The sequence below is a fragment of the Streptomyces justiciae genome, assembly GCF_015163075.1.
Taxonomy (GTDB): domain Bacteria; phylum Actinomycetota; class Actinomycetes; order Streptomycetales; family Streptomycetaceae; genus Streptomyces; species Streptomyces justiciae.
The window spans coordinates 145,135-161,438 of sequence record NZ_JADDXU010000001.1; the positions used below are offsets into that span (position 1 = coordinate 145,135).

The following is a 16,304-nucleotide window of genomic DNA, read 5'->3' on the forward strand; positions in this document are numbered from 1 at the left end:
GGGGGCGCGGGGCGTGTCAGATGCTGTGCTCGCAGGATGCTGTGCGCCGTACGTATCAGGACAAACGGAGTAGTCCGTACCGGCCACTGCCCGGATTCTGGACGGAGCCTTCCGCTCAGCGAACCGGCTTCGCTAATGTCCCGCTACGCACACGCCCCGTGGCAGCGCCGCCGCGGAGCGCAGCCGTGAAGCGACGCGGCCCGGTACGCACGCCGGGCCGCCGGCCGATCGGCGGCCTCTGACGCGCGTCACCGACGGGACTCGATGACGCATCTTCGCCGTCAGGGTCGCCGACCTCACCACTTGGAGGAGTGGGCGTCGTGACCGCGGAGACCTCTCAGACGCTCGACCGAGGACTGCGTGTCCTCAAGCTGCTGGCCGATACGGACCACGGGCTGACCGTCACCGAGCTATCCAACAAACTGGGTGTGAACCGGACTGTGGTGTACCGGTTGCTCGCCACCCTCGAACAGCATGCTCTCGTACGGCGTGATCTGGGCGGACGTGCCCGGGTCGGCCTCGGCGTGCTCCGCCTGGGCCGCCAGGTGCATCCGCTGGTGCGCGAGGCCGCGTTGCCGGCCCTGCGTTCCCTCGCCGAGGACATCGGGGCCACGGCCCATCTCACGCTGGTGGACGGGGCGGAGGCGCTGGCCGTCGCCGTGGTCGAGCCGACGTGGACGGACTACCACGTGGCCTATCGCGCCGGGTTCCGGCACCCCCTGGACCGGGGTGCCGCGGGCCGGGCGATCCTGTCCGCCCGCACCCAGCCGCCCGGCGAGCCGGGCTACACCCTCACCCACGGCGAACTGGAGGCGGGAGCCAGCGGCGCCGCCGCCCCGCTGCTCGGCGTCACGGGCGTCGAGGGCAGCGTCGGCGTGGTGATGCTGGCGGACGCGGTGCCCGAACGGGTGGGGCCACGGGTGATGGACGCGGCACGGGAGGTGGCGGAGGCGTTGCGCTGAGGGGTTGCTCTCGCTGACCGGGGTGCCTGCGGTGATCGACCGACCGAGGCGCCCCGGCTCCGGCCGCACGGTGCTCGGGGTGGCCGAGGCGCCCCGGCTCAGGCCGCGCGGTGCTCGGGGTGGCCGGCGGTCACCCCGGGACGCCACCGGCTCCTGGCCGGAACTGGCCGTCGCGTTAGATTGATCCCGTGCTCTCTCGCCTCACGCGCCCCCGGGCCGTCGCCGTCTGCGCCCTGCCCGTCGTGGCCCTGCTCGCCACCGCGGCGTTCGCGCCACTGCCGTTCTCGCTGACGCAGCCCGGCATGACGGCGAACGTCCTCGGCGAGAACCAGGACACCCCGGTCATCACGATCACGGGCGCCGAGACGCGTACGACGACCGGGCAACTGCGGATGACGACCATCGAGGCGACCAACCCGGACACCCGGGTCTCCCTCGGGGACGTGCTCGACGCGTGGTTCGCCACGGACCAGGCGGTCATGCCGCGCGACTCGGTCTACCCGAGCGGGCAGTCCACGCAGCAGATCGAGCGGCACAACACCGAGCAGATGAAGGAGTCCCAGGACGCGGCGACCGAGGCCGCGCTGAACTACCTGGACCTCTCCGACAAGAACATCAAGGTCACCCTGAAACTGGCGGACGTGGGCGGCCCCAGCGCCGGGCTCCTCTTCTCCCTCGGCATCGTCGACAAACTGAACGGCGACGGCAACGGCGGCGACCTCACGGGCGGCCGGGTGATCGCCGGCACGGGCACGATCGACGCCGACGGCACGGTGGGCGCGGTGGGCGGCGTCTCCCTGAAGACCCAGGCCGCGAAACGGGACGGAGCCACGGTCTTCCTAGTCCCCAAGGACGAGTGCGGCGACGCAAAGTCAGAACTCCCGAAGGGCCTCCGCCTGATCCCGGTGACGACACTGAAGGGCGCGGTGAGCTCTTTGGCGGCGCTGGAGTCGGGGAAGGGCTCCGTGCCGAGCTGTTAGTTCCCGAAGGGTCGGCTCAGCCCTCCTTCACCAACCCCTCCGCCTTCATCCAGTCCAGTGCCACCTGGTGCGGGTCCTCGCCGTCCACGTCCACCCGGGCGTTCAGCTCCTGGGCCACCGAGTTGTTCAGTTTCTTCGTGATCGGGTCCAGGACCTTCTCGATCGCCGGCCACTTCTTCAGGGTCTTGGAGTTGATCTCGGGGGCGGCGTTGTAGTTGGGGAAGAATTTCTTGTCGTCCTGCATGACCGTGAGGTTCATGGATCTGATGCGGCCGTCGGTCGTGAAGACCTCGCCGTAGGTGCAACTGCCCTTCTTCACCTGGGTGTAGATGATCCCGGTGTCCATCTGCGTGATGTTCTTCGCCGGCACGCTCATCCCGTACGCCTTCTCCATGCCCGGCAGCCCGTCCGCGCGGTTGGCGAACTCGCTCTCCACGCACAGCGTCACCGCGCCCGGGTTCGAGCGGGACAGCGCGGCCACGTCCGACAGCGTCTTCGTGCCGTACTTCTTGAAATTGGCCGCGTTCATCGCCAGCGCGTACGTGTTGTTCAGCGCGGCGGGGGCCAGCCACGTCAGGCCGTTCTTCAGGTCGGCCTTGCGGACCGCCTCCCACTGCGCCCGCGGGTCGGCGATCGGTTCGCTGTTGCCCTGGTACGTGATCCACGCGGTGCCCGTGTACTCGTACATCCCGTCCGCGTCACCGGACTTGACCGCCTCCCGCGCCCCGATGGACCCCTGGATGCCGGTGCGGTCCAGTACGTCCGCGCCCGCCGCCTCGAACGCGATCCCCATGATCGCGCCCAGGATCAGCTGTTCCGTGAACTCCTTCGAGGTGACCGTCAGGCTCGCGCCCTTCAGTGGTTCCCCGCCGCCGATCGACCCCGGCTTCACGTCGTCGACCATGGGGGAGCCGCTCGTCAGACCGCAGGCCGAGGACAGCACCAGCAGTCCCGCCGTCAGCAGGCACGCGCGCTTCATCGCCCCACCTCCAACCCCCGTGGCCGCAGCGTCAGTTCCGCCAGCGACGCCAGCCAGTCGACCAGCAGCGCCAGCGCCACCGTGAGGATCGAGCCCAGCATCAGCACCGGCATGCGCTGGTTGGTGATACCGGTCGTGATGAGGACACCCAGGCCGCCGCCACCCCCGAACGTCGCCAGCGTCGCCGTACCGACATTGAGGACGAGGGCCGTTCTGACGCCCGCGAGGATCAGCGGTACCGCCAGCGGCAGTTCCACCCGCGTCAGCACCCCCACCGACGACATCCCGATGCCCCGCGCCGCCTCCAGCAGCGTCGGGTCGTTCGCCTTCAGGCCCGCGATCGTGTTCGACAGCACCGGGAGCACCGCGTAGATGATGATGCCGATCAGCGCGGCCTTCGTCCCCGTGCCCAGCCAGATCACCAGCAGCGCGAGGAGGCCGATCGCCGGGGTCGCCTGGCCCATGTTGGCGACGGCCATCGCGACCGGGGCGGCCTTCCGGAACATCTTCCGAGTCAGCAGGATGCCCAGCGGGATCGCGATGATCAGCACGAAGAACGTGGAGATCACCGTCAGCTTCACATGCTGCCAAAGCGCCTTCGACACCTGCCCGTTGGACAGCGCGTTCTCGGAGATCGAGTCCAGGTCCGCCTGCTGGAACCACAGCCAGGTCGCCAGCAGGACCGCCACCAGGACAGCCGGAAGGAACGTCAGCTTCTGCCAGGTGATCCGGCGGGGCTGCGTCGGCGCCGGCGGCGGTGCCTCCCGCTCCTCCAGGGACTCCTCCTGCTCCAGCTCGGGGACGCTCACGCCTTCTTCCCCCCGCCGTCCGTGTCGCCCTCCTGTTCGGCGTGGGTCTGCGCGGCCCTGGCCTCCTCCAGCTCGTGCTGGTGCTCCATGGCCTCCAGCCGGTCCGCCTCCAGCAGCTCGTGCACGGAGTTCATCAGCGTCTCCATGTCGACGACGCCCGTGTACTCCCCGCGCCGCCCGGTCACCGCCACCCGCCCCGCGTTGTCCGTCAGCACGGCCTCCAGCGCGTCCCGCAGGGTCGCGTCCCGTGTCACCGTGTCGTGGACCAGCGTCCCGGCCCGCGCCAGCGAACCCTTCGCCCGCATCAGGTCGCCGCGCCGCAGCCACTTGTAGGGGCGGCCACGCTTGTCGAGGAGCAGGATCTCGTTCGTACCGCTGTCCCGGAGCCGGTTGAAGATGTCCTGGAGCGGGTCGTCGACGGTCACCACCGGGTAGTCGGTGATCTCCACGTCCCGTACGCGCGTCAGGTTCAGCCGCTTCAGCGCCGCGCCCGCCCCGACGAACCCCGACACGAAGTCGTCCGCCGGGTTGGTGAGGATCGCCTCCGGGGTGTCGAACTGCGCGATGTGCGAGCGTTCGCGCAACACGGCGATACGGTCGCCCAGTTTGATCGCCTCGTCGAAGTCGTGCGTGACGAACACGATCGTCTTGTGCAGCTCGTGCTGGAGCCTGATCAACTCGTCCTGGAGATGGTCCCGGGTGATCGGGTCGACCGCGCCGAACGGCTCGTCCATCAACAACACCGGCGGGTCCGCCGCCAACGCCCGGGCCACGCCCACGCGTTGCTGCTGGCCGCCGGAGAGCTGACGCGGATACCGGCCGTGGAACTCGCCCGGGTCGAGCCCCACCAGGTCCAGCAGCTCCTCCACCCGGTCCTTGATCCGGCTCTTCCCCCAGCCGACCATCTTCGGCACCAGCGCGATGTTCTGCGCGACCGTCATGTGCGGGAACAGACCCGCCGACTGGATCGCATAGCCCACCTTGCGGCGCAGCTTGACCGGATCGATGTCGGTCACGTCCTCACCGTCGATCCGGATGCGACCGCCCGACGGCTCGATCAACCTGTTGATCATCTTGAGCGTCGTCGACTTACCGCAGCCGGACGGGCCGACGAAGATGACGATCTCGCCCGCCTTGATCTCCATGTTGACGTTGTCGACGGACGGCTGCGGATTGCCGGGGTACCTCTTGGTCAGGTTCTCCAGCTCGATCGACGCGCCGGAGGCGGTGGACGTGGACGTCTCAGACACGGATCCCCCTGGGAATGGTCAGCCGTCCGATCAGGACGTACGCGGCGTCGAACAGCAGGGCCAGGACGATGATCCCGAGCGTGCCCGCGAGCACCTGGTTGAGCGCGTTCTTGCTGCCCAGGGAGGCGATCCCGCGGAAGATCTCGTTGCCGAGGCCGGGCCCGGAGGCGTAGGCGGCGATGGCCGCGATGCCCATCAGCATCTGCGTGGAGACCCGGATGCCGGTCAGGATCGGCGGCCAGGCCAGCGGCAGCTCGACCCGCACCAGCCGCATCGGCCGGGACATCCCGATGCCCGTCGCCGCGTCCACCAGGGACGGGTCGACCCCGCGCAGGCCGACGATCGCGTTGCGCACGATCGGCAGCAGCCCGTACAGCGTCAGCGCGATCACCGTGGGCGGCACGCCCAGCCCGACGATCGGGATGAGCAGACCGATCATGGCGAGCGACGGGATGGTCAGAATGGTCGAGGTGGTCAGCGTCGCGAGGTTCCCGGCCCATTCGCTGCGATAGGTGACGACCCCGATCAGCACCCCGATCACCGTCGCCACGACCATGCACTGGAAGACGGCGCTGGCGTGCTGGTAGGCGTCGGTGAGCAGCTGCTGATGGCGGTTGCCGAGATACTCCCAGAAGCTCACACGCCCTCACTCCATGGCAGCTAGACCCTGTCCTCGTCTTCCGCCGCCTGTTCCACCAGCGGGATGATCCGCAGCGGAACCGGGTTCTCCATCACGATCGCCGTGGCGGCACGGACGATCCCATCGAAACCGACAACCCGGTCGATCACCCGCTGAAGATCCGCGTTGGACCGGGCCACCAGGCGGCACAGCATGTCCCCGGAGCCCGTGGTCGTGTGCAGCTCCAGCACCTCCGGCACGGTCGCCAAGTGGGCCCGTACGTCCGGGCCTTGCCCCTGCCGGATCTGGAGCGTGGCGAACGCGGTCACCGGGTAGCCGAGGGCCGCCGGGTCCACCTCGGGACCGAATCCGCGGATGACGCCATTCGACTGAAGGCGGTCCATCCGCGCCTGCACCGTCCCGCGGGCCACCCCCAGCCGCCGGGACATCTCCAGCACCCCGATCCGGGGCTCCCGAGCCAGCAGCACGATGATCCGTCCGTCCAGTCCGTCGATCCCCACGAGCGTCACCCTTCCCGGTGGTCATCCTGTACAGAGGGCCTGCCGAAAAGGGCCCGGCACCGGACAGATTGTCCAGCGAATACGCACTCCATTGCTCATCTTGCCGCCACCGGGGAACGCTGCCCATATGACCCAGACCACACACCAGACCCCCGACACCGCCCGGCAGGCCGACCCCTTCCCGGTCAAGGGAATGGACGCGGTCATCTTCGCCGTCGGCAACGCCAAGCAGGCGGCGCACTACTACTCCAGCGCCTTCGGCATGCGGCTCGTCGCCTACTCCGGACCGGAGAACGGCAGCCGCGAGACCGCGGCTTACGTCCTGGAGAACGGCTCCGCCCGGTTCGTGTTCACCTCCGTCATCAAGCCCGCCACCACCTGGGGCCACTTCCTCGCCCGGCACGTGGCCGAGCACGGCGACGGCGTCGTCGACCTCGCCATCGAGGTCCCGGACGCCCGCCGCGCGTACGCCTACGCGGTCGAGCACGGCGCGACGAGCGTCACCGAGCCCCACGAGCTGAAGGACGAGCACGGCACCGTCGTGCTGGCCGCGATCGCCACGTACGGCGAGACCCGCCACACCCTCGTCGAGCGCACGGAGTACGACGGCCCCTACCTCCCCGGCTTCGTCGCCGCGAGCCCCCTCGTCGAGCCGCCCGCGCACCGCACCTTCCAGGCCATCGACCACTGCGTCGGCAACGTCGAGCTCGGCCGGATGAACGAATGGGTCGGCTTCTACAACAAGGTCATGGGCTTCACGAACATGAAGGAGTTCGTGGGCGACGACATCGCCACCGAGTACAGCGCGCTGATGTCCAAGGTCGTCGCCGACGGCACGCTCAAGGTCAAGTTCCCGATCAACGAGCCCGCCATCGCCAAGAAGAAGTCCCAGATCGACGAGTACCTGGAGTTCTACGGCGGGGCCGGCGTCCAGCACATCGCGCTGAACACCGGCGACATCGTCGAGACCGTACGGACCATGCGGGCGGCCGGGGTCCGGTTCCTCGACACCCCCGACTCGTACTACGACACCCTCGGCGAGTGGGTCGGCGACACCCGCGTCCCCGTCGAGACCCTGCGCGAGCTGAAGATCCTCGCCGACCGCGACGAGGACGGCTATCTGCTGCAGATCTTCACCAAGCCGGTCCAGGACCGGCCGACGGTGTTCTTCGAGATCATCGAGCGGCACGGCTCGATGGGCTTCGGCAAGGGCAACTTCAAGGCCCTCTTCGAGGCGATCGAACGCGAGCAGGCCCGGCGCGGGAACCTGTGAAGCCCAGGGAACCTGAGAAGCCGCGCCAACCTGTGAATGTGGCGTGAATCCACAAGCGCTTTCGCCCAACCTTGAAACCGGTGAACGGGAGTTGACACTCTCTGGTCCTGTGGATGCCGCCAGGGCGTCCGCGGGACCCGGGGAGCACCACCGTGACCGACCGCATCGACCTCGACGTACCGGCGAAGCGCCGGCTGAAGGAGAAGGCCCTGCACGAGGGCACGGTCCTGCAGTCCTTCGCTTTCGACGAGGTGCACCAGCACCTGTACGTCCTCCAGGTGCGGCGCGGCGGCATCGGCGCCGGCAACCTCTGCCTCAACAAGCTCGATTTCGACGGCGAGTTGCTCGGCCACATGTACCTCCATGGCTTCGGGCACGGCGTCAGCATGGGCGTGCAGAACGCCGCCGACGGCAAGGTGTGGATCTGGACCGAGGCCGAGGCGAAGGGCGGTTACGGCCAGGCCGTCACCCGCTTCCGGTTCGCCGCCGGCGCCACCCGCACCGTCACGGACGTCAACACCCGCAAGCCCATACCGGGTTCGACCAACAACCAGCCCACGGTCTGCATGGCGTCGAAGCGCATAGCCGTCCGCTACCGCCTCAAGGGCAAGCCCCGCTACCGCGTCTGGGACCTCGACGCCTTCGTCAGCCGTCATTACGACGACCCGATCGCGGACATCGCCCAGCCCGCCCCGCACCCCGACCCCAAGATCCCCTTCCAGGGCTACGCCCTGCACGGCGACCACCTCTACCAACTCGCCGGCACCGCCTACGACCCCGAGACCAACCCGCCCGCCAAGTTCGGCAACGCCCACCTCTCCTGCGTCGACCTCACCACCGGCTCACTGCTCCAGCGCATGCGCACCGAGGCCGGCCGCTCCCTCAGCTACCGCGAGCCGGAGGGCCTCGCCTTCCGCCACAGGACGAAGAAGGGCCTCTACATCGGCCTCGCGTCGGGCGCGGCGGGGGCTCGCCGGTTCTCCCTGTACGCCAAGCCGCAGTCGTAGGCGTGGTACGGCCGTAGGCTGACCCCATGGCGAGGATCAACGACGTGGGCGGCACGCAGGGCTTCGGCGCGATCGACACCGCCGACGACACCGAACCCTTCCACGCGGACTGGGAGGCCCGGGTCGTCGGCCTCTTCAACACCCTGCGCGCCCAAGGGATCTTCAACACCAACGAGTTCCGGGACGCCATCGAGTCGATGCCGCCCGCCGAGTACCTCGCGGCCTCGTACTACGAGCGCTGGTTCACCGCGATCGTCGCCCTGCTGGAGACCAAGGGCGTGCTGGAACCAGGTGAGTTGGATGACTGACGGCGACCGCTTCCCGCCCGGCACCCGCGTCCGCACCTTCCCCCACGACCCGGCGCACCACACCCGCCTGCCCCGCTACGCCCGCGGCAAGCGAGGCGTGGTCGTCGAGCCCGAGGGCCCCGCGGAGCTCGCCGACATCAGCGCGCAGGGCCGCGGGGACGCGCCGGTCGAGCAGATCTACGCGGTCCGCTTCGCGGCCCGGGACCTGTGGGGCGAGGGCGACCATCACGTCGTACTGAATCTGTGGGAAAGCTACTTGGAGGAGGATCCCGACCGTGACCGGTGAGCACCCCGACGCGACGATCGCCCAGCGGGTCCGGCGCCTCGAAACCCTGCTGGAGGAGAAGGGCCTGATCACCGGTGAGCGGGTGGACGAGGCCATCGACGCCTTCCTCGCCTCCTCCTCCCCGGCGAACGGCGCCCGGGTGGTGGCCCGCGCCTGGACCGACGAGGGCTACAAGTCCCGGCTCCTCGCGGACGGTACGGCGGCGGTGCGCGAACTGGGCTACATGGAGGGCTCGTACCAGCGCCTGCGCGTCGTCGAGAACACGGCCGGCACCCACAACGTCATCGTCTGCACCCTCTGCTCCTGCTACCCGCTCCGCCTCCTCGGCCCGTCCCCGAGCTGGTACAAGTCCGAGGCGTACCGCTCCCGGGTGGTCCGTGAACCCCGGTCCGTGCTACGGGAGTTCGGCCTGGAGCTGCCCGACACCGTCGACATCACGGTGTGGGACTCCAGCGCCGAGAGCCGCTACATGGTCCTGCCGCGCCGGCCAGAGGGCACGGAAGGGCTGGCGGAGGAGGAGCTGGCGGCGCTGGTCACGCGCAACGCGCTGATCGGCACGGCTGCTCTGTGACCGACTCCGGTACTTCCGAGGACGGTTCGGCGCCGAGCGCCGTCAACGCCTCCCGAGCCGCGGGGACTTGGAGCGGTGAGAAGTACGGGTTGATCCGCAGCGCCTCCTGAAGATGCCGCCGCGCGGGCCCGTACTTCTCCAACTCCCGCTCGATCATGCCCCGGTGGAAGGCGTACAGCGCACTGCGCACGCCGCCGCCGTGCACGTGGTCCGTCGCCCGCACCGCGTACCGCAGCGCCTCCTCGTCCTGCCCGGCCCGGTGCAGCGCCCACCCGAGCGCGTCGGCCACCGCGATCCCGGGCTGGCGCCGCCACTCCGCCCGCAACCGCCGTACCGCGGAGGCGGGATCACCGTGGTCGGCCTCGAACACGCCGAGCACCAGCTCCTCGTCGGCCCCGCCCGCGGCGGCGCTGCTCACCCGCGCCCGCAGCAGGTCGTACTGCGCCCGCGCCGCCTGCCGCAGCCCCAGCGACTCGTACAACTCACCCAGTTCCAGCGCGATGTGCGGGCTCGGCTGGTTGGCCAGCGCCAGCCGGTACGCGCTCAGCGCCTCCGACGTGCGCCCCAGCGCCGCCAGCGCCCGCCCCTGCCCGGCCTGCGCGGCCCGCTGGTCGGGGTCGATCCGCACCGCCTCCTGGAAGTTCCGCAGCGCGACCTCCCGCTCCCCGCGCTCCCAGGCCACCTGCCCCACCCGCTCCAGATACGCCGCCCGCTCGGCCGGTGCCTTCGCGCCCGCCGCCGCGTCGGAGAGCTGCGCCATCGCGTCCTCACGCCAGCCCCGGTCCCGGTACACCGCCCCGGCCCTCGCCATCACGGCCGGCCCGCCCCGCAGTTCCTGGAGCCGCTCCAGCGCCCGCCCCGCGGCCTTCCAGTCGCCGAGGCCTGTATAGGCGTCGATCAGCAGCGGATACGTCGTCCAGCGCTTCGCGTCCAGCTTCCGCGCGGCCTCACCCCACGTCCGCGCCGCCCGGAAGTCCCGCCGCGCGTTCGCCAGCGCCGCCATCCCGTCGTAGGCGGCGGCGCTCTTCTCGACTCTCAGCGAGGTCCGCAGCGCCTTGTCGGCCTTCGGGTAGTACGCCGACTGCGCCGTCCGCCGCCCCTGCTCGACGTACGCCGCCCCGAGCACCGCCCACGACTCGGCGTCCCGCGGGTTCTTCCGCAGATGCGTCTCCCGCTCACCGATCAGCGCCGCGAGGTCCGGCAGCGCGGCCGGCGCCCCCGCCGACACCGCCGTGAGCGCCTGCGCGCCCGGCGCCGGCGGCACGGCGTCCCGCGGGCCCGTCCGCTGCACCGGCACCACCATCAGCGTCCCGCCGAGCACCAGACACCCGGTGAGGGCGGCGACCAGCCCCCAGCGGCCGACGCGTCCGCCCCGCCGGGCCTCCTCTTGGTTCTCCATGGCGCTCACTGTGCGTCAGTACGACGACCACATCCCCGTATGCGAAGGCCGGTGCGGACGGGGTTCACACCGATGGCCCCGGGTGCGACGCTGTGATCATGAGCCGTAGCGAAGCGCCTCGCTCCCAAAGCACGACAGTCACCGGAAACCTCGTCGACCGGCTCCTGGCCGGTCTGCCCGCCGAGGCCGTCCTGACCGACCCCGACGTCACGGCCTCCTACGCCAACGACATGGCCAGCTTCTGCCCGGCCGGCGCTCCGGCGGTCGTCGTCCTGCCGCGCACCGTCGAGCAGGTCCAGCACGTCATGCGCACCGCCACGGAACTGCGCGTCCCGGTCGTCCCGCAGGGTGCCCGCACCGGACTGTCCGGCGGCGCCAACGCCACCGACGACTGCATCGTGCTGTCCCTGACCAAGATGGACCGCATCCTGGAGATCAGCCCGGTCGAGCGCATCGCCGTCGTCGAACCGGGCGTCATCAACGCGACCCTCTCCCGCGCGGTCAACGAACACGGCCTCTACTACCCGCCGGACCCCTCCAGCTGGGAGATGTGCACCATCGGCGGCAACATCGGCACCGCCTCCGGCGGCCTGTGCTGCGTGAAGTACGGGGTGACGGCCGAGTACGTCCTCGGCCTCGACGTCGTCCTCGCCGACGGACGCCTGATGTCCACCGGCAAGCGCACCGCGAAGGGCGTCGCCGGCTACGACCTCACCCGCCTGTTCGTCGGCTCCGAGGGCTCCCTCGGCATCGTCGTCAAGGCGACCCTCGCGCTGCGGCCCCAGCCGCCGCAGCAGCTGGTGCTGGCCGCCGAGTTCGCCTCGGCCGCCGCGGCCTGCGACGCCGTGTGCCGGATCATGGAGGGCGGGCACGTCCCCTCCCTCCTCGAACTGATGGACCGTACGACCGTCAAGGCCGTCAACGCCATCGCCAACATGGGGCTCCCGGAGACCACCGAGGCCCTGCTGCTCGCCGCCTTCGACACCCCGGACCCGGCCGCGGACCTCGCCGCCGTCGGCGCCCTGTGCGAGGCGGCCGGCGCCACCCAGGTCGTCCCGGCCGACGACGCCGCCGAGTCCGAACTCCTCCTCCAGGCCCGGCGGCTCTCGCTGACCGCGCTGGAAGCGGTCAAGGGCACGACGATGATCGACGACGTGTGCGTGCCCCGCTCCCGGCTCGGCGACATGCTCGAAGGGGTCGAGCGGATCGCCGGGAAGTACGACCTCACCATCGGGGTCTGCGCCCACGCCGGCGACGGCAACACCCACCCCACCGTCTGCTTCGACGCCGCCGACCCCGACGAGTCCCGGCGCGCCCGCGAGTCCTTCGACGAGATCATGGCCCTCGGCCTGGAACTCGGCGGCACGATCACCGGCGAGCACGGCGTGGGCGTGCTGAAGAAGGAGTGGCTGGCGCGCGAACTGGGCCCCGTCGGGGTGGAGATGCAGCGGCAGATCAAGCAGGTCTTCGATCCGTTGGGCCTCCTGAACCCGGGCAAGCTGTTCTGACCGTCCGTCTTGGGCACTCACTGGGCGAGCAGCTGATCGAGCGCGTCGTCGATCCCCAGCTGCTCGCCCTCAGTCCCCGGGGGCACCACCCGCAGCGTCCGCTCCAGCCAGGCGGACACCTGGGCGGCGGGCGCCTCCAGGAGGGCGTCTCCGTCGGGTGAACTCAGCGCCATCAGGACGACGCTGCGGCCCTCCGACTTCGTCGGCCACACCCGCACGTCGCCGTGCCCGCACGGCCGGAACACCCCCTCCACCAGCAGATCGCGGGAGAACGTCCAGTTCACCGGGTGCTCGGAGTTGATGTGGAAGGTGACGTGGACGGCGTACGGATCGTCGGTGCGGTAGCTCAGCCGGGCCGGCACCGGGATGCTGCGCTCCGGCGACAGGATGAGTTTGAGCTCCAGCTCGCGTTCCACCACGGTGTAGTGCATGTCGTACGTTCCTCTCCGCTCGTGCGCGGCCCTGTGGTGGGCCCGCACGGGTGGAGAGCGGGGAGGGGGCGGAAGCATTACGCGGGTTCGGAGAACTTTTTTTCCGGACGTCTCGAAGGTGTGGGTCCGGTGGGACTGGCGGTGGGGGGTTGCGCCGGTCTGATAGATGTGGAGCCCCCCATATTCACCCCCGAGCAGATACGGGACGACGGACATGAGCGCCCCAACCCCGGCCCCCGGTGACGACAGGCCCCGCGAGGGCTATTACCCGGACCCGTCCATCCCCGGCTACGTCCGGTACTGGAACGGTGCCGCCTGGGTACCGGGCACCAGCCGCCCGGCCCCGTCGGACGGCACGCCGCCGGCACCGCCGGGCGGGAACGCGGGTACGGCGGCATCGCCGGGCGGGGACGCGGGTGGCGCGGTGCCGCCGGGCTCGGGCTTGGGCATGGGTACGGGTGGAGCGGTGCCGCCGGGCTCGGGTTCGGGCGTGGGTGCGGGTGGAGCGGTCTCGCCGGGGTCCGGTTCGGGCGGTACGGGTGGGGCGGTGCCGCCCGTCGAGGAGACGGGCCCGCACTTCTTCGACGAGGACCCGCAGCCGCAGGCCTCCCCGGCCGACGCGCAGCACGGCAGCCGCCCCGAGCCCGCGTCCGCGTGGGGCGCCGACCGGGGTCGGCAGTCCGGCTTCGGCGGCGACCAGGACCGCCGCGTCTCCTGGGGAGCCCCGACCGGCCCCGACCCCCGCGTCCCGTCCGAGACGTCCAGCACGGACGGCACAGCGACGATCCCACCCGCCCAGGGCGCTTCTGACGTCCCGTCGGGCAACACGTTCGTGTTCCGCAGGCCTACGACGGGACAGCAGGGGGGTTCCGGGCAGGGCACCGCGGGTTCGGGCGGCGCAGGGTCGGGCGCCGCGGGCGCGTCGAGCGGCCCGGCCTTCGGCGCACCTGGCGCTGCCGGCCGTGGCGCGGGCGGTCCTGGCGCCGGCGGCCCTGGCTCTTCCGGCTCCGGCTCTTCCGGCTCACCCGGCCCGGGCGCGTCCGGTGGCCCGGCTTTTGGCGCCCCGCCCTCGGGCAGCCCGGCCGGGTCCGACCCCGCCGCCGGTCGTCCGGGGGGCACCGCAACTCCCGGTGTCCCCGCCCCCGGTGGCCCCGTGGGTGACGAGGGGACCATGACCTTCCGGGCGGTCTCCCCGCGCACGGCTCAGCAGGGTGGGGCGCAGGGAGGGGGCACGGGCGGCGCACACTTGGCCGACCCGGCGGCGGGCGGCTTCGCCACACCGGCTTCCGGCGCTCCGGTCCCCTCCAGCACCAGCGGCCCCACCTTCACCGGCCCCGGCACCCCGGCGTCCGGCGCCCCCGCTTCCGGCGGACCCGCTTTCAACGCCCCTGGCGCGTCCGCGTCCGGCGCCGCGGCTTCCAGTGGTCCCAGCACCCCGGCGTCCGGCGCTGCCGCTTCCGGTGGACCCGCCTTCAACGCCCCCAGCCCCTCCGCGCCCGGCACCTCTACCCCCGGCGCCCCCGGCTTCGGCGCCGGGAAAGCCGCTGCCGAGCGGGCCGCGGCCGCGCAGGCGCAGGCTGGAGCCGCCGCCCAGGCATCCGCCACCGCCTCGCCCTCCGCCGCCCCCACCGCCCTCTCCGGCCCCCAGCAAGCCAACCCGGCCGCCAGCCCCGCCGCCCCCGCCACTCCCTCCGTCCCCCAGCAGCCCACCCCCGCCTCCGCCTCCTCCTCCGGCGCCACCCCCATGACCAGTGGCCCCGGTGGTGGGCAGCCCTCCTGGGCGCAGCAGGTGCATCGGCTGGCCGGGGCCTCCGGGGAGGATCAGCCCGTCGTGCCCTGGAAGCCGCCCGTCGACGACGTCTTCCAGGCCGCCGCCCGGCGTCAGGCCTCCGCGCGTCCGGCCGGCCTCGGCAAGCGGCTGGCGGCGCGGCTGCTGGACACCGTCGTCGTGCTCGGCGTCACCGCCGCCGCGGCCGTACCGCTCGGCACCAAGGCCCTCGACCACGTCGACGAGAAGATCGACGCGGCGAAGCTCAGCGGCGAGACCGTCACCGTCTGGCTGCTGGACGGCACGACGTCGACGTACCTCGGCATCATCCTCGCCGTCCTCCTCCTCTTCGGCGTCCTCTACGAGGCGCTGCCCACCGCCAAATGGGGCCGGACCCTCGGCAAGAAGCTGCTCGGCCTGGAGGTGCGGGACATCGAGGGCGGCGAACCCCCGTCCTTCGGCGCGGCCCTGCGCCGCTGGCTGGTCTACAGCGTCCCCGGCCTGCTCGCGATCGGTGTCGTGGGTGTCGTATGGGGCCTGTTCGACAAGCCGTGGCGCCAGTGCTGGCACGACAAGGCCGCACATACGTTCGTAGCGGGATAGCCGGATACGGCGGAAGGGGCAGCGGATTCCGTACTCCGGACGGCCGCTCGCCGGATGCGGAGCCGGGGGGTTCGCGGTCGACTCGGGCCATGAGCAGCGAACCGCCCCCCGGCTCCGGTCAGCAGCCGCCGGAAGACGACCCGTTCAGGAAGCAGCCCCCACCGTCGGGCGACTCCGGTTCGCCGTACGGCAGTCAGCCCCCGCCCTACGGGGGTGGCCCCTACGGCGGTGACCCGTACGGCGGTGGCGGCTACCCCACCGACCCCCTCGCCGGCATGCCCCCGCTCGCCGACAGCGGCCGTCGCACGCTCGCCCGCATCATCGACCTCATCCTCGTCGGGATCGTCGTCGCCCTGCTCACCTGGGGTTTCGGGGTCAACGAGTACGACATGGACGCCGACAAGGTGGAGTACGGCAAGTCCTTCGCGCAGTCGCTGGTCGCCGCCCTGCTCTACATCGGCTACGACACCTTCATGATCACCAAGTCGGGCCAGACGCTCGGCAAGAAGTGGCTGAAGATGCGGGTGGCGAACCTCGAGAACGGCTCCACGCCCTCCGTGCAGACCGCCCTGATCCGCTCCCTGGTGCTCTGGATCCCGTTCGCGTTCTGCTGCGCCTGCGTCTGGACCGCGATCGCGGGCGGCTGGAGCTTCTTCGACAAGCCCTACAAACAGGGGCTGCACGACAAGGCGGCGAAGACGGTGGTGGTCAGCACCGGCTGACCGCCACCGCCACCGCCGTACATCAGGTTCAGGCGGCCTTCCGGGAGCTCGTGGCCACCGCGGCCACGGGCTCCTCGGCCGTCACCGGGGCCGCCGCGGCGACCTCGGCGGGCTTCTGCACCGCGACCACGCGCGACCTGGGCATCGGCACCGTCATGGCGACGAGGAGCCCGAGTGCGAGCGCCGAGACGGCGATGACCGCGATCCCGAGCCCCGAACTCGTCTGTGACAGCAGCAGCATGGCGAGCGTCGAGAAGATCACGGTGAACGAACCGTAGGCGAGCTGTGCGGCAGTCGGACGAGGCATG

18 protein-coding genes are annotated in these 16,304 nt (G+C 71.1%); 10 read left to right on the forward strand and 8 right to left on the reverse strand.

Annotated features, from left to right (window positions below):
• Nucleotides 1-320: 320 nt before the first annotated feature.
• Both IQ210_RS00615 and IQ210_RS00620 read left to right on the forward strand, forming a co-directional pair.
• Complete coding sequence (locus IQ210_RS00615) at nucleotides 321-962, forward strand: IclR family transcriptional regulator (protein WP_126272349.1); 642 nt, start codon at nucleotides 321-323, stop codon at nucleotides 960-962.
• Nucleotides 963-1,150: 188 nt separating this feature from the next.
• A complete protein-coding gene (locus IQ210_RS00620) occupies nucleotides 1,151-1,942 on the forward strand; it encodes a YlbL family protein (protein ID WP_194075557.1) in 792 nt (263 codons plus the stop codon).
• Nucleotides 1,943-1,958: 16 nt separating this feature from the next.
• Here the strand turns inward: IQ210_RS00620 and IQ210_RS00625 are convergent, their stop codons facing one another.
• The 5 genes from IQ210_RS00625 to IQ210_RS00645 are packed head-to-tail and all read right to left on the reverse strand — an operon-like array spanning nucleotide 1,959 to nucleotide 6,120.
• The gene (locus tag IQ210_RS00625; RefSeq protein ID WP_194075559.1) at nucleotides 1,959-2,921 is read right to left on the reverse strand and encodes a glycine betaine ABC transporter substrate-binding protein; all 963 of its coding nucleotides are present in this window, start codon (nucleotides 2,919-2,921) and stop codon (nucleotides 1,959-1,961) included.
• The gene (locus IQ210_RS00630) at nucleotides 2,918-3,730 is read right to left on the reverse strand and encodes an ABC transporter permease (protein WP_194075561.1); all 813 of its coding nucleotides are present in this window, start codon (nucleotides 3,728-3,730) and stop codon (nucleotides 2,918-2,920) included. Before IQ210_RS00630 ends, IQ210_RS00625 begins: the two co-directional genes overlap by 4 nt.
• Nucleotides 3,727-4,980 (reverse strand): betaine/proline/choline family ABC transporter ATP-binding protein, encoded by a 1,254-nt coding sequence (locus IQ210_RS00635; RefSeq protein ID WP_194075563.1) that lies wholly within the window; start codon nucleotides 4,978-4,980, stop codon nucleotides 3,727-3,729. Before IQ210_RS00635 ends, IQ210_RS00630 begins: the two co-directional genes overlap by 4 nt.
• Nucleotides 4,973-5,620, reverse strand: a complete 648-nt coding sequence (locus IQ210_RS00640; RefSeq protein ID WP_194075565.1) for an ABC transporter permease — start codon at nucleotides 5,618-5,620, stop codon at nucleotides 4,973-4,975. The genes IQ210_RS00635 and IQ210_RS00640 overlap by 8 nt, the downstream gene beginning before the upstream one ends.
• A 20-nt stretch (nucleotides 5,621-5,640) precedes the next feature.
• Nucleotides 5,641-6,120, reverse strand: coding sequence for an Lrp/AsnC family transcriptional regulator (locus IQ210_RS00645; protein ID WP_194075568.1), 480 nt, complete (start codon nucleotides 6,118-6,120; stop codon nucleotides 5,641-5,643).
• A gap of 127 nt (nucleotides 6,121-6,247) precedes the next feature.
• Between IQ210_RS00645 and hppD the strand changes: the two genes are divergently transcribed.
• From hppD to nthA, 5 genes are all read left to right on the forward strand, one after another.
• Nucleotides 6,248-7,393, forward strand: coding sequence for a 4-hydroxyphenylpyruvate dioxygenase (gene hppD, locus IQ210_RS00650; RefSeq protein WP_194075570.1), 1,146 nt, complete (start codon nucleotides 6,248-6,250; stop codon nucleotides 7,391-7,393).
• Between the two features lie 152 nt (nucleotides 7,394-7,545).
• The gene (locus IQ210_RS00655) at nucleotides 7,546-8,400 is read left to right on the forward strand and encodes a phage baseplate protein (protein ID WP_322656287.1); all 855 of its coding nucleotides are present in this window, start codon (nucleotides 7,546-7,548) and stop codon (nucleotides 8,398-8,400) included.
• 26 nt (nucleotides 8,401-8,426) lie between these two features.
• Nucleotides 8,427-8,708 carry an SH3-like domain-containing protein gene (locus IQ210_RS00660; protein ID WP_194075574.1) on the forward strand — a complete coding sequence of 94 codons (282 nt, stop codon included), beginning with the start codon at nucleotides 8,427-8,429 and terminating at the stop codon, nucleotides 8,706-8,708.
• Nucleotides 8,701-8,994 carry an SH3-like domain-containing protein gene (locus tag IQ210_RS00665; protein WP_194075576.1) on the forward strand — a complete coding sequence of 98 codons (294 nt, stop codon included), beginning with the start codon at nucleotides 8,701-8,703 and terminating at the stop codon, nucleotides 8,992-8,994. Before IQ210_RS00660 ends, IQ210_RS00665 begins: the two co-directional genes overlap by 8 nt.
• Nucleotides 8,984-9,565 carry a nitrile hydratase subunit alpha gene (gene nthA, locus IQ210_RS00670; protein ID WP_194075578.1) on the forward strand — a complete coding sequence of 194 codons (582 nt, stop codon included), beginning with the start codon at nucleotides 8,984-8,986 and terminating at the stop codon, nucleotides 9,563-9,565. The genes IQ210_RS00665 and nthA overlap by 11 nt, the downstream gene beginning before the upstream one ends.
• Here the strand turns inward: nthA and IQ210_RS00675 are convergent.
• The gene (locus IQ210_RS00675; RefSeq protein ID WP_194075580.1) at nucleotides 9,528-10,964 is read right to left on the reverse strand and encodes a tetratricopeptide repeat protein; all 1,437 of its coding nucleotides are present in this window, start codon (nucleotides 10,962-10,964) and stop codon (nucleotides 9,528-9,530) included. The two genes, nthA and IQ210_RS00675, sit on opposite strands and share 38 nt — an antisense overlap.
• Nucleotides 10,965-11,056: 92 nt before the next feature.
• Here IQ210_RS00675 and IQ210_RS00680 point away from each other — a divergent pair, with 92 nt between their 5' ends.
• Nucleotides 11,057-12,472 carry an FAD-binding oxidoreductase gene (locus IQ210_RS00680; protein WP_194075583.1) on the forward strand — a complete coding sequence of 472 codons (1,416 nt, stop codon included), beginning with the start codon at nucleotides 11,057-11,059 and terminating at the stop codon, nucleotides 12,470-12,472.
• A 17-nt stretch (nucleotides 12,473-12,489) separates the two neighbouring features.
• On the opposite strand, the gene IQ210_RS00685 is transcribed toward IQ210_RS00680, so the two are convergent.
• The gene (locus tag IQ210_RS00685; protein WP_194075585.1) at nucleotides 12,490-12,903 is read right to left on the reverse strand and encodes an SsgA family sporulation/cell division regulator; all 414 of its coding nucleotides are present in this window, start codon (nucleotides 12,901-12,903) and stop codon (nucleotides 12,490-12,492) included.
• Between the two features lie 214 nt (nucleotides 12,904-13,117).
• Between IQ210_RS00685 and IQ210_RS00690 the strand changes: the two genes are divergently transcribed.
• Together IQ210_RS00690 and IQ210_RS00695 are read left to right on the forward strand one after the other, a co-directional pair.
• Nucleotides 13,118-15,274, forward strand: coding sequence for an RDD family protein (locus IQ210_RS00690; RefSeq protein ID WP_194075588.1), 2,157 nt, complete (start codon nucleotides 13,118-13,120; stop codon nucleotides 15,272-15,274).
• An 89-nt stretch (nucleotides 15,275-15,363) separates the two neighbouring features.
• Nucleotides 15,364-15,996 carry an RDD family protein gene (locus IQ210_RS00695; RefSeq protein ID WP_194075590.1) on the forward strand — a complete coding sequence of 211 codons (633 nt, stop codon included), beginning with the start codon at nucleotides 15,364-15,366 and terminating at the stop codon, nucleotides 15,994-15,996.
• Nucleotides 15,997-16,024: 28 nt separating this feature from the next.
• Here the strand turns inward: IQ210_RS00695 and IQ210_RS00700 are convergent, their stop codons facing one another.
• Nucleotides 16,025-16,303 carry a hypothetical protein gene (locus IQ210_RS00700; protein WP_194075592.1) on the reverse strand — a complete coding sequence of 93 codons (279 nt, stop codon included), beginning with the start codon at nucleotides 16,301-16,303 and terminating at the stop codon, nucleotides 16,025-16,027.
• Nucleotide 16,304: the final 1 nt, after the last annotated feature.

Bases quoted from the DNA above. Each gene is read 5' to 3' on its own strand.
- IQ210_RS00625 (WP_194075559.1), bottom strand. From the start codon at position 2,921: ATGAAGCGCGCGTGCCTGCTGACGGCGGGACTGCTGGTGCTGTCCTCG.
- hppD (WP_194075570.1), top strand. From the start codon at position 6,248: ATGACCCAGACCACACACCAGACCCCCGACACCGCCCGGCAGGCCGAC.
- IQ210_RS00660 (WP_194075574.1), top strand. From the start codon at position 8,427: ATGGCGAGGATCAACGACGTGGGCGGCACGCAGGGCTTCGGCGCGATC.
- IQ210_RS00665 (WP_194075576.1), top strand. From the start codon at position 8,701: ATGACTGACGGCGACCGCTTCCCGCCCGGCACCCGCGTCCGCACCTTC.
- IQ210_RS00675 (WP_194075580.1), bottom strand. From the start codon at position 10,964: ATGGAGAACCAAGAGGAGGCCCGGCGGGGCGGACGCGTCGGCCGCTGG.
- IQ210_RS00685 (WP_194075585.1), bottom strand. From the start codon at position 12,903: ATGCACTACACCGTGGTGGAACGCGAGCTGGAGCTCAAACTCATCCTG.
- IQ210_RS00690 (WP_194075588.1), top strand. From the start codon at position 13,118: ATGAGCGCCCCAACCCCGGCCCCCGGTGACGACAGGCCCCGCGAGGGC.
- IQ210_RS00695 (WP_194075590.1), top strand. From the start codon at position 15,364: ATGAGCAGCGAACCGCCCCCCGGCTCCGGTCAGCAGCCGCCGGAAGAC.
- IQ210_RS00700 (WP_194075592.1), bottom strand. From the start codon at position 16,303: ATGCCTCGTCCGACTGCCGCACAGCTCGCCTACGGTTCGTTCACCGTG.